This is a genomic window from Ruegeria sp. AP12 (assembly GCF_056540025.1).
Map to the genome: position 1 here is coordinate 1 of NZ_JBQFVZ010000005.1, position 12505 is coordinate 12505.

9 protein-coding genes are annotated in these 12505 nt (G+C 55.5%); 4 read left to right on the top strand and 5 right to left on the bottom strand.

Annotated elements, in window-relative coordinates:
• Positions 1–649 (top strand): hypothetical protein (locus ACR0E6_RS14230; protein ID WP_480584502.1); only part of this gene is annotated, 649 nt, incomplete at its 5' end.
• 147 nt (positions 650–796) lie between these two features.
• Here ACR0E6_RS14230 and ACR0E6_RS14235 read toward each other — a convergent pair.
• From ACR0E6_RS14235 to ACR0E6_RS14250, 4 genes are all read right to left on the bottom strand, one after another.
• Positions 797–1879 carry a capsular polysaccharide export protein, LipB/KpsS family gene (locus ACR0E6_RS14235; protein ID WP_480584504.1) on the bottom strand — a complete coding sequence of 361 codons (1083 nt, stop codon included), beginning with the start codon at positions 1877–1879 and terminating at the stop codon, positions 797–799.
• Positions 1879–5658, bottom strand: coding sequence for a glycosyltransferase (locus tag ACR0E6_RS14240; RefSeq protein WP_480584506.1), 3780 nt, complete (start codon positions 5656–5658; stop codon positions 1879–1881). Before ACR0E6_RS14240 ends, ACR0E6_RS14235 begins: the two co-directional genes overlap by 1 nt.
• Positions 5659–5672: 14 nt before the next feature.
• Positions 5673–7586: a glycosyltransferase gene (locus tag ACR0E6_RS14245; protein ID WP_480584508.1), complete on the bottom strand. Its 1914-nt coding sequence runs from the start codon at positions 7584–7586 to the stop codon at positions 5673–5675.
• A 523-nt stretch (positions 7587–8109) separates the two neighbouring features.
• The gene (locus ACR0E6_RS14250; RefSeq protein WP_480584510.1) at positions 8110–9054 is read right to left on the bottom strand and encodes a c-type cytochrome; all 945 of its coding nucleotides are present in this window, start codon (positions 9052–9054) and stop codon (positions 8110–8112) included.
• An 84-nt stretch (positions 9055–9138) separates the two neighbouring features.
• On the opposite strand from ACR0E6_RS14250, the gene ACR0E6_RS14255 reads away from it, so the two are divergent.
• The 3 genes from ACR0E6_RS14255 (at position 9139) to ACR0E6_RS14265 (ending at position 11634) form a co-directional block, all read left to right on the top strand.
• Positions 9139–9675 carry an RNA polymerase sigma factor gene (locus ACR0E6_RS14255; protein WP_170453711.1) on the top strand — a complete coding sequence of 179 codons (537 nt, stop codon included), beginning with the start codon at positions 9139–9141 and terminating at the stop codon, positions 9673–9675.
• Positions 9672–10409 (top strand): anti-sigma factor, encoded by a 738-nt coding sequence (locus ACR0E6_RS14260; protein WP_480584512.1) that lies wholly within the window; start codon positions 9672–9674, stop codon positions 10407–10409. Before ACR0E6_RS14255 ends, ACR0E6_RS14260 begins: the two co-directional genes overlap by 4 nt.
• Before the next feature lie 145 nt (positions 10410–10554).
• On the top strand, positions 10555–11634 hold the full coding sequence (locus ACR0E6_RS14265; protein WP_480584514.1) for a helix-turn-helix domain-containing protein: 1080 nt from the start codon (positions 10555–10557) through the stop codon (positions 11632–11634).
• Here ACR0E6_RS14265 and ACR0E6_RS14270 read toward each other — a convergent pair.
• Entirely contained in the window at positions 11607–12497 is an 891-nt protein-coding gene (locus ACR0E6_RS14270) for a LysR family transcriptional regulator (protein WP_480584516.1), read from the bottom strand. The genes ACR0E6_RS14265 and ACR0E6_RS14270 overlap by 28 nt on opposite strands.
• Positions 12498–12505 lie beyond the last annotated feature (8 nt).

The following is a 12505-nucleotide window of genomic DNA, read 5'->3' on the forward strand; positions in this document are numbered from 1 at the left end:
GCCGATCACCAACGTCATTGATGTCGAGGTGTTCTATGGTGCTGATCTGAACAATGATGGCACGATTGGTCATTTCACGACGACCGTTGAAGATGACGGCGCGACAACGCTGGCCTCGTCGACGCGTGGGGTTTACCTGATCGACGGCAGCACGGAAGTGACATGGAGAGGGGACCAGATCGGCCCTGACAGCCTGCCCGGCTGGAGCGCGATTCAGGTTGAAAGCAACGGTCCGGGTTACCTGCTCCTGCTGCAGCATGAAGATGGCCGCTATGCGGAATGGACGCTTGACGATCAAGGCGTGCGTGTGAGCGGCCAGCCGATCACCAACGTCGTTGATGTCGAGGTGTTCTATGGCGTTGATCTGGATGGAAGCGGCTTTATTGGTCCCGCGCCAAAAGTTGCCCAACAAAAGATGGCCTTCCTTGCGCCGATTTCGGACAGTTTGTCAGATGAACCGGAATTCGATTTTGTTCCCTTGGATACGGACCACGCCACTGAGGGCGAAGAATTGCTGGCAAATGGCTTCGATCTTTCCGAGCGGTTGGGCTTGGACGGTACATCGGAGCCGGTGTCGATTGACATAGTTGATAGCGGTGGCGATCTGGGTATCGCGAACATTTTGGAAGATGACGTTTTCCTGCTCTGAAACGATTGGAGCGGTGCCGTCCTGTGGCGTCGCTCCAAAATCTGAAGCAATTGCAGATTTCCGGGTTCAATCACGCAGTTGCCGGCGTTCCAGACCAATTTTTGTCTTTCGACTGAGCCGCGTCAGGGCCAGGTGGAACTCTGAGCGCTAGGTTGAGTAGGGCTCGGAAGATTTCAAAAACCTCTTTCGCCGTTGCATCTCGGATGACGCATATTCGTCATACAGGCTTTGCTGCTCTACATTGACCAGGTTTGCGGGGATATCCAGCTGGGCCAGCGCCTTGGCGATACGCAATCTGATTTCCGGCACGTCATCGGCCAGAACACAGTATTTAGTGAGGTACCAGGTCAAAAATTTTTTCTGAAAAGCCGGATCAATCGGCGAAGGTTTTCCACAAGCTTTCAGCAAGCTGTCAAGTTCGGTTACATGTGTCGTGGCCAACGCGAAATCCGATTTCGCGAAGGTGATCACATTGGCCCCTTGCAGCAAAGCCTCGAATAGGACACCGGAGTTTCCTCCAACCACACAGGACGCCTTGTTAATCAGCCCATGGATCGAACCGTCCGTCAGATAAACGCTTTCGAACTTGCGCTGCAAGTCAATCAGCATTTTTTCTACGGCACGGGATTTGCATGAAGGGTGGCGTTTTATGACCAGAGTCTGGCCAACTTTCTCACAATAATCCGCCAACGCAAACGCAACCTGAGGCGGTTTGATGTGGTTGAGCTCGGCTACGGTATCTTCGACTGTTTGCAGCGGCATGAAGATGAATTGCCCCGGCGGGTGCGACTTGATCTTTGACTGCTTGTACTTTGATGCGTTCCCTTCAGCTTGCGATTTGGCCAGACCCGCTACAAAACGCTCTGCTTCCTTTGACGAAGTCCGCTCAATACGATCCAGGAAGTTTGACGGATGGGTCGCCAATTCCGAGAAGCCGGAATATCCGAGCCTGTCCAAAGTGTAATAAGGTGGAACGTAGCTTTCTTTGAAGCGCAGAACATTTCCCGCCCGGCCAATGGAATGGAAACTGATGACCAATTGACCTGGTTTGTAAAGGCGCGGGCTCTTGTCAGCGCCAAAGGGCAAACGCACGGGCCGCACACGAACAGAGAGATCGCTTAATGCCAACATGACCGAAGAATAGAACAAGCGGTGCCTGTCGCCATCAGACGGATTGGTAAGGTGGCCATCGGACAGTTCCAGAATGACTTCAGCGTCTGTCGGCGACATTATTTTTCCCTCAATTCACCCATGGGATACAACAAACGCCCAACTATCCGGTGCAGTTTATTGTCTTGATTGCGTGCAAACAGGACAGGGTCAGCGTCGAATTGTTCCAGCCGTTCAGGGTGACGCTTCGATTTGAGTACGGGCCGGACAATCGGCCGCCAAGCACGCAAAACTCCAAATGGACCCATAACGTTCCAATCAGGAAAGATCAGGTCAACGATGAGTTTGTCACGCTTTTTCCGCGTCCACTTCTCACGCGCGAACCTTGCAGGGTTTCGCTTGTAAATTGCCTTGGTCTGGGGCGTAAGGCGGTTTTTCCAGACCCGGCGCAAGACCGGAGACAGCAACCAAAGCCGCCAGCCAAATATACCATAGTTGACGAGAATCTTGGATCGACCTACAGCATTCTGCATTGGCTCTGCTTCGAGTTCTTGGACCGGCTTGAAGCGATCATAGGCTTTGGAGACGATCGCAATTTCGTCTTGATACAAAGCGGTTTCGGCCGGTTTGGCCTTGTCGCCGCCAAACAACGTGCCTGTCGATCGTCCAAGCCACAGCTGTGCGATGTTTGCATTCGTCTCCTGACAGGCAGATCTGATCCAGTCTTCGTTGTCAGGGGTCAGCAGCCAAGGTTTTGGCATTGGCAGGTCGCGCGACTTCCTCCAGTTGCTAAGGCCTGTCGTCGCCTCTTCGATGAAGTCCAGATATGCCTCTTTTGTTCGAAATGGTCTTGAGTTGTAGCTTCGGATTAACTCAACATGCGGCCCGGACAGTTGAACGGAATTGGTCTGAGATTTCGATGGCATGGGAAGCCTGGTCAACAGTTCCAAATCTGTCGATTGGGAAAAATCCGTAACAAGATCGTTGTCTATCAACTCGGACTTCTGGAAAAGACGAATGGTTATCTTCTCCCGCTCAATCGTGCTGGCCCAGGCGTTCAACACGTTTCGGTAGTCCAGGAAACGGGCAACCTCGGCGCTTTCCAACCAGTTGGAAATCGGGTCTTCAACTCTGCCGATTGCTCCGCCGGCCACAAACTCGCAATATTGCGCGTTGGCCCATTCGACCTGATCGCGCAGATAGACGATCATCTCAACATCATAGCCAGAGAAGTACTCTGGAATTTTATGCGCGTTCTTTTGTAAGAAATACGCTTCGCTGGAAAGGACAATGGTATGAATGCGCCCTTCCATAAGTTGAAGGCCGCGTTCAATATATTGCAGGAAAAAGCGATCGTCTGACACGATATAAGGCACAACGCCCGCGTGTCCCGCCTGTTTGTGCGGTCTCGACTCCTGCCAGAACAGACCGACTTCGGGATACCACACCCCATTACGCATCAATTCAGGTCGGTTCTGCTCTAACAGGTGTTGAATGTAGGTGCTGCCGGTTTTTGTTGAGCCGATATGAACAACAATCCGGGGCTTGTCGAAAGGTTTGCTGGCCGCTGGCTTGGCAATCGTCACGCGTTCGTTACGCGCGTAGGTATTCAAGGCGGTCTGCAGGTCCCGCTGGGGTGTGGCTGCCTGCGTTTCCTTTAATGTGACCTCGTACAACTTGTCCTGTGGTATCGGCTCTCTGTTGATCACATAGTCCAGTATGTCAGCACGTTCTGCCAAAATACTTGCGGCAATCAATGGATAAGCCGAAGCTCTCGCAAGCGATTTGTTATTATGTACAAACTCCGAGAGGACTTCGTCCGGTGAGATTTGGCAATGCTCAAGGATCTGCTTCACGCTTTTTATGAACGCGTCACGCTTACCCGGCCCTTCAGAAACGGCAAACCGATAGGCTTCACCATCGACCAATTGAGCGAGCAATTGTGACACGTTGTAGCGAAGATGTTCGCGTAGCGGGCTGCTGGCATCGCCCGCACCGGCATCGAGCAGGGTATCGAGCGTGAATTTGAAGTTCTGCAACATTAGCTCGAAGTCTCGAGCGGTACGAACGCGACGGGCCGTAGAGCCAACTCGAATTCGATACGCCGTAGAATCTATGTTGCGCAGGCTGATTTTTTCTGCGTTCACAAGGGCTTTCACAAGAAAAGCTCTCTCTTCCCACTGCGTAGTCCGGAAGTGGATATCGTTCTGCAGCAAGAATTCCCGGCGATACAGCCAGACCCAGAAATGCCTGTTATTCAGAATATTTGGCGTATCCGCGTAAGTCGTTCGATAGACGTCGTCCTCAAAGAAACGTTCGGCTCTGTCCTGCTTCTTTTCAACCAGTTCATCGCCGACAAAAATAGCCTCATAAGCCTTACGGCCGCGCACCATGTCAAAGTTCTCTGATATTGCGCGATTATAGAGTTCACTCAAGACCCTGGGGTTTTCCAGCCAGTCGTCACCGTCGAGAAACCAAACATAGTCTCCACGCGCCGCTTTGATAGCCTCGTTACGCGCAAAGCCCTGGCCAACGTTTTTGTCCAATAAAATTGGACGTATTCTTGCATCGTGAGTTGCCAGGCGATCAATTACGTCCTGGCTTGCATCCGGTGAACAGTCGTTTACCGGGATTATTTCTATGTCACGCAGAGTTTGCTTTTGAACTGAAGTAATGCACTTCTCGATATAGTTTTCTACGCCATATACAGGGATAACAATCGAAACTTTTGGTGTTTCTTCGGCATCCGACGCGGCACATGGCAGGCTAAAGGGCCTGTTTTCTTCGATAAAGTCCAGTACATCTTCGATCTGACTGGGTGCTGAGTATCCCGGCACATGATAGATGGTGTACCAGATATAGAAGTAGTGAAAAACTTCCTCTAGCGTCCGGCTCCGATGCCGGTGCGGAATCGGTTGACGATCATCAGTTAATCCCCAGCCGGAATAGAAAGGAGCGCCAAAACAAACTACTTTCTTTCCAGCAAAGAGCGCTTCGAGTCCCAGTTGACTGGACCCGACATATACAGTGTCGACCAACTCGAACAGAGTAAACGGATTGACTGGCTCTCGCAGTATCCGGATGCGACCTGTGCTTTGAAGGTGTGAATAGTAACCGACCCTCTTTTCTTTTTCCCAAGATGTGTCCGGATGAGATTTAACAATGATTTCAGCGCCAGGATTTTCCTGAATTGCGGAAAGAAGCATTCGCTCGAAACCGGCTTCGTCAATCTTTCCGTAGAGAGTTGAAGCGTCTGCAAAAGACTGATCGCAAACCAAGACACGGCGCGTAAATGACTGCCTAAGCGCCGGGGGTTCCATTGGCTGAGCATTGTACTTACTGATGCGCTGTTGAACGATGCGTTCAATCAATCGCCGCGACCTTGCAATTTCATCCTCAGTCGGCTCGTCGTCGCTATTCAGCTTTCGGATCAGACGGTTCGGATAATCCGCCATATAGTAGTGAGCAAGGTCGTCGTACACATAGCCCAGGCAAGCCATCTTCGGATCGCCGGACTTAAAAGCGTGCGACCAACTGTGAGTCGAAGCGAGGAATCCGAGCTCAAATAGTATAGCGCCATCCAGAGGGATCTGCTCATTGAATAGCCGCATTGTCGCACGGTGGCTGTGTTCCTCGTCTTCGAAGAGGTTACCGGTGATCAAGAAGTTCTGGCTTTTCTTCCAGTTTGGGTTGTCCAACGCCAATGAGTTCGGAAAGAGCAGGCGTAGATTTGCACCATTTCCCGACTTCAGGGAGCTTTCTACATAGCCGATGGTCAGCTTGGACTCGCGTAATCCGAGGACCTTTGAGCGTATATCAACCTCATCGTTGCAGTCTTTCTGCTGGGAGGTCAAAAATCCTCTGAACCGGAGGTATTTATCTGTATGGCTTTGTGACATGCTTTGCGACCTAATCAGCTTTTACCCACGCGACTCATATCGCCGAAAATAAGATCATCAACACGGGCGGTAAGATAGTCTTCGGCTGTCGGTCGTGCACGTGTTCGTTTGTTTTCAACGGCTTCACTGATAAGTTCTTCCCATTGATCTTCAACAATGTCCGGCGCAAAAAATTGGCGATACCGTTCGATTGCGTTCTGACCCATTGTGGAACGAAGGTCAGAATTTGACATTAAGCGTTCCAAGTCTTCCGGATAACTTCCGAGACCAAATGGTCCCGACGAAAGGAGTCCGGTTTTTTCGTTTTCTACAAGCAACGATGCACCGATTGATGTTCGCATTGCGACCACCGGCAACCCATGTGCCATGGCTTCGAGGGTCACCAATCCGAATACCTCGGACACCGATGGCAATGTAAAAAGGTGCGCGTTTTGGTAAAAACGGGCGACGTTATCCTGATGACCAACAAATTCCACGTTTTTGGAAATCCGCAAGCTCGACGTCAGCTTCTGAAGCGATTCTAACTCGGGACCACCCCCCACAATCTGAAGATGCCATTCCGGTTGTTTCGCTACGGCGGTGGCAAATGCTCTTAGGAGGACCGACAAGTTCTTTCTGGGAACCAATCGCGCGACGCACAGGAGGACCTTGCGACCAGTTGAGCCTGCAGGTTCAGCAAGTTGAGTCGCTTGGTTCACGGTATTGGGAATGAACTTGGTCTTGTCAGCGATAAACTTGGGCAAATCGTCTAGAAGTGATGGGTTGACCAAATGAATCCGGGTGGCCCCCGTAAACGCCAACTCGCGCTCCCATTTCGAGTTTGTTCCGCGGTCAAATACGTCCTTCGGTTCAGAGTGCTCCGACAAAACCAAGGGTAGGCCCAGCTTTCCGGCGCAACGGACGTACCGCAAATAACTACGATTCATATGCAGCCCAACCAGTACACTGGGGTTCCAGCGGGCAACTTCGAGAAGCATTTGTTGGTGGTTTCGTTCCGTATCTGCCTCGCTCAAGTGAACGAGGTTGATCGACGGATCCAACTCCCAGCGAGACGGTTGTTTGTCGTCATCGAAAGTGAGGACCATGACTGCGTGGCCGCGCCGCGCCATCGCGTTGGCCATCATTTGACCGACATTTTCAGTGCCTCCGCGCCCTTTCGTGATCCACGGGACGAAGAATGCGATCCGCATCTTCGCGATTGGCGGAGGAGTTCTCAGTGTTTTTCGAGATACAGGAACCTGTTCGGGTATCGTATTCCACTTCCAGTTGACTTGGGTCAGCTGCCCTTCGAATCGTTGCTTCGCATCGAAACCTTTCGGGAAACGCCCTGCATCCCGCAGCGTTTCAAGGTCTCCATTTGCCCTGTGCAATGCGCCCTTTGGTAACGGGCCGGGGCCACGCTGAGCGATTCCGAACAGATTGTAGCCGTGGTGAATGAACCGTCCTTCGGACAGATCGAACCCGGCGTCAGCAAGGACATACATCAAGGTGCCGAGGTTCCAGCCCGAGTTGACATGCCCCCCCACGACCTGATGTTTGAATGGCGGAACGGCTATAAAGAGGTGGCCATCAGGTTTCAGCACACGCCGGATTTCACCTAGCGCGCGGCCGGTGTCAGAGACATGTTCCAGAACATGAGCACACCAAACGCAATCGAGACTGGACGTGGCGATCGATTGCATGTCGCAAATATCCAGATCGGGCAGCAGTTCAATGCCCTCCGGAAAGCCCCCTTGGTCTTCGTCCAAATAAGCTTCCATGTCCATGCCGGATGCCAGAACATCCCAACCTGCACTGAAAAAGCTGCGGGCTGCCAGACCAGATCCAGTACCGATGTCCAATATGCGACCTTTCTGAGCGAAGCTGGCGATCACTTCATCGACCAGGTCTTTTTGGCCTTGGATTGACTTGGTTACGCTGATGTTCATTCGGTTCACTGGCTTGAAAGTCCTTGCGCGAGTTCGTTCGGCGTTTGCCCTAAGCCTAAGGCTCGCCGCTCTAACGACTAAAATTGTCTAACATTTTTGAAAGTGGGTGCAACATCGTATCAACCGAGCTGCTTTGGCGAAAGAGTCAATTTCGCGAACCAAGTGGGCATCCGCGACTGAATTCAATGCGCGCGACGTTGCTGTGTCGTGCCAAGAAGCTTACTGCTGCAGGGCACTATCCTGCGCGATCGTGGGTTACTTGCGTGTTTTGGGTTGCGTCAAGGTGCTAATAACTAAGAATAAAATTCTAGCTTCTTCGCGGGGCCTCAAAACAGAGGCCTGTTCGAAAAAGTTTAGAGAACGCTGGAGGCAAATATTCCGATGAATGCCGACGGCGGCAAAGGCTATGTGGCCAAGCGTTGGTAAGTATAAGCGGGCTGTCGCCTGACCCTGAGCCTCAGGCGACTATCCGTCAGCTAAGCTCATGTAGAAGCGTTTTCCCTGCAGGTATGCGCCTCCGGCGTCATCCTGTCGCCTGATCCCTCAAATACGCCAGAAGATTCACGATATCTTCGTCCTTTTTGAGGCCCGGAAACTGCATTTTGTTGCCCAGAACCACGCCCCTTGGGTCGCGCAGAAAGGTGGATAGGGTCTCGGATGTCCAGGTGATGCCGGACTCCTGCAAGGCCTCTGAGTATCGGAACCCGTCGACCTGTGCGGCCTGGGCGCCGATGATTCCGAACAGCGATGGGCCAACGCCGTTGCGCCCCTCTTTCACCTGATGGCAGGCGCTGCATTTACGAAATACCTTTTTACCGGCTTTGACGTCGCCGTCCAGCGCGACGGCAGCGACCTGAGGCGAGGATACGGGCGCAATGCTGGCCTGTTCGTCATCCAAATGAAAGACAAACCGCGCGGTGACGGGAACGGTGCGGGTGATGCCCGGCAGATCGGCCAGTTCCATCAGCTTGTCGATGCCCGCATTCACGCCCGCATCTTCGGTGCTGACGAATACCATGTCGCTTGTTGTCACCAGCACCGAGTTCTCCGTCAGGCGCGCGACAAAAAGCTCTGCGTCAAATTCGACATCTGTTCCGACCAGCGACAGGGCGGCTTGGCTGTCCAGCGTGATGGTTTGGCCGACCTCCAATGCGGTCAGGTTGTCCATATCGATCTTGGCGGTCAGGATTGCGGTGCCCGCTTTGCGAAAGACGTATTCGATCATCCGTTCGTTGCGGATATCGATGTTTGTCTCGACCGAGGACAGGTCGATCTCGACCTCGACCTGCCCATCCGGGCTGACCTGACCGCTAAGCGAGGTGAAGCTGTTGACCTCGCCCACCGTGTCTTTCTTGATGCTTCCATATGCAAGATGAGAGCTTTCGGGCACCAATGTCCAACTTGCCGCAAAGGCCGGGCCTGCAACAATTGCCGACGCAAACGTGACTGCCTGTATGAGATGTTTCATTTCATTCCTCCTCGGGTTATGCCAGTCCTGAGCACGCGGGCCCGGTCCGTGGAGGAGAAACACACACAGGTCGCATTTTATTCGATGGCTGGTGAAATGAGCTCGGAACAGGCGGTGCGGACCGCCGTGCAGACGCATTCCAAACGTGTCTGGCGCTTTGCGCTGGCGTTGTCGGGCGCGTCGGATGTGGCGGATGATCTGGTGCAGGCCACATGCCTGCGCGCGCTGGAACGCCACCATCAGGTGACATCGCAGGATCGGCTGGATTCCTGGCTGATGACAATCTGCCGCTCGATCTGGTTGAATGAGGTGCGCTCGCGTGCGGTGCGACGGGCGCAGGCGTTGTCGGTGACGCCCGAGGCCGAGCTTGTCGCAACCGGCCCGGATTCAGAAACGAATATTTTCGCCGCTGAAGTGTTTACACAAGTGATGCAACTGCCAGAGGCGCAGCGCGAGACGGTGATGCTTGTGTTCGTCGAGGGGTACAGCTACCGCGAGGCTGCTGCTTTGCTGGACGTTCCCATCGGCACGATCATGAGCCGGTTGTCCAGCGCCCGGCAGAAATTGAAGACCGTAATGCAACATGATGCGGCAGGCACCGCGCAACGGAGTGGCAAATGACGTTTTCCGACGAGACGCTGCAGGCGTATCTGGAAGGCACACTGGACGAGGCGCAGTCTCGGGCCATCGAAGCAGCGGTTGAGCAGGACGCCGCGCTGGAAGGCCGCCTGATGGCGCTTGACCCGTTTGCGCCCGTCGTGCAGCAGGTGTTCGAGGGCCTGCCCGCCGTTGCCCCGGAGATTGACCTGCCTGCGCCCTCTGCCCCTGAACGGTCGGGCGGTGTGGTGCGGTTGTTTGCCGTGGCCGCATCCGCCGCAATTGCTGCCTTTGCAGTAACCTTCTGGGCCACGCGCCCGGCCGAGTTGGGTTGGGCGCAGCAGGCGGCGATCTACCAGTCGTTATATGTGCCGGAAACCATCGCTGGGCTGGATGTCTCGCCTGCCACGCTGGATGCGCAGATCGCCGAGGCTGAAGAGACGTTGGGCCGGTCTTTGAACCGCGAAACGCTCGAATCCCTGCCGGGGCTCGAGTTGAAGCGGGCACAGATCCTCTCGTTCAAGGGCAAGCCGCTGGTTCAGATCGTGTTCGCGGATGAACAGGGCCAGCCGCTGGCCTTCTGCGTGATCCGGCAGGGTCCGGCTGCCCCCGCCAAGGACGTCAAGCAGGCGGTGCTGAGCGGTCTGGCCACCGCGACATGGGCGCAGGGCGGGTATGGCTATATGCTGCTGGGCAGCGATCCCCAGACGGATCTGAGCGGTGAATTGGGCGTGCTGACCCAGACATTTGCGGGTTAAAGCGCCTTGCGTTTAACTTGAAGCGGAATGCGCTGCCTCTCCCTTTGGTCGATCGCGCATTCCGATGAATGTGCCTCAGACAAAACGCAAAACGCTGTAGAAGAAACCCCTTGTGAACCGTCCAAAATGCCCAAAGAATGCGGGCATGAAGTCGAAACATGTCATACCTGCGCCTGAGGATGAGGCCGAAGACGCCACACCGCGCAGCATCTATGACGCCGACCCTCCGGATGACGATGATCTGTGGTTCCTGCCGCCTGAAGACGATGAACCACGCGACGATTTCCTGCCCCCCGGTCCTCGGGCAGATACGCGGGTTTTGTTTGATCCGCGCGATTGGCGCAGAGCGCAATCAGAACTGTCCGCCGAACTGGCGGATCTGGCTGTCACCTTCGGGGCGTTGGACGAGCGCTTGCGGGCCGGACCCGAGGGGTGGACCCATCGTCTTGCGCTGATGGATGTATCCGATCTTGGCTGGTGGACCGGGGATCGCATCAGCGTCGACCGGCTGGCCCTGTGGACGGGTCTGCGGATCGGCGCGACCAGTGATGATGTACAGGCGCTGTTCCGGGCAGGTTGGGCCGTGCGGCGTCTTACATCTGGCGCGGCGCCCTCGGCGCAAGGCTGGGAGACCGGTCTGGCCGCATTTCTCGACCGGATGGCGCAGGGGATCGAAGAGGTGCCCGAAGCCGTTGCCGATCTGGCCGAGGTTATGCGCAATGCCGAAGGGTTGCACCCGGTAACGCAGGCGGCAATCGCGTTTCACGCCTGGCGCGCGCTATCCGCAGGAATTGGTCAAGATACCGAGGCCGCAATCATTGCTGCGCGGCACGCCGCCTCGATGGGGCGGGGCGGGGCGCTGTTCATGCCGCTGGCGCTGTCCGGTCCCGGCGCCTTGCGCGGGGTTGGCGAGCCGGAAGCAAAACTTTCGGCGTGGATCACCGGGGCAGGGCAGGCGGCGCTGGCGGCTCTGTTGCATCTGGATCGCGTCAGCGCGTGGGAGGTGCGTGCCCGTGAAGCCACGCAGGACCTGTCCGGGCGCACGCCGCCGGTGTTGATCGATGTGCTGACCGCCTGGCCGATGGTGTCGGCCCCGCTGGCCGAGGAACTCACCAAAGCCTCGCGCGCGGCGGTTCAGCGCAATATCGACCGCTTCATGCGGCGCGGCCTGATCCGCGAGGTCACAGGGCAGGGACGTTACCGCGTCTGGACGGCAGCGCTGTAGTCCAGAAGCCATTCGCGAAAAACGCGCGCCGGAGGTCGCAGGTCGGTGCGGGACGGGTAGATCAGGTGATAGGCCTCTTGCCCGGCGACCTGAGCGTCGGGAAGGCAGGGCACCAGCCCCGAAACCTGCATGATCCGATCCGACGCGGGCGCGCGGGCCAGTGCAATCCCGGTACCACTGGCCGACAGCTCGGCAGCCATGATCGAATTGTCAGCAAAAAAGAACCGGGCTTGCCCGGCGGGTAAACGCGTGGTTTCGAACCAATGCGGCCAGCTTACGCGATGGGTCGAAACCTCGATCAAAGTGAACTGAAACAGATCCTGGGGGGTTTGAATCCGGGCGGCAATCTCTGGCGGCGCGACGGGGTACAAAACCTCGCGCAGCAGTTCATCGCCTTCATTGCCGAACAGGGCGGGGTTGCCGAAGACGATTTGCAGATCCGTGAATCGGTTGGCGAAGTCCGACGCAATATTCCCGGTGGCCAGCGACAGGTTGATCTGCGGTTGCGCGGCCTGAAACGCAGGCACGCCTTTGGCCAAAATCCCATGGGCGAACAGCAAAATGGATTGCACATAAAGCCGCTGCTCGCGGGTTTCTCCGAACAGGCCCGAGGTCGCGGTTTCCAGCATCAGAAGGGATTGCTGAACCGATGGCAGATAGGCCCGACCTGCTTCGGTCAGCGTAACCGCATGGGCGTGACGGTGGAACAAAGGCGTGCCCAGCCGGGTTTCCAGCGCTTTGACCTGCTGGCTGACGGCAGCGGCGGACATGTTCAACTGCGCGGCGGCCCGCGCAAAGCTTTCGGTTCGCGCCGCAGCTTCGAACACGCGCAACCAGTTGAGAGAGGGAATGCGGCGAGACATGGGCGCAG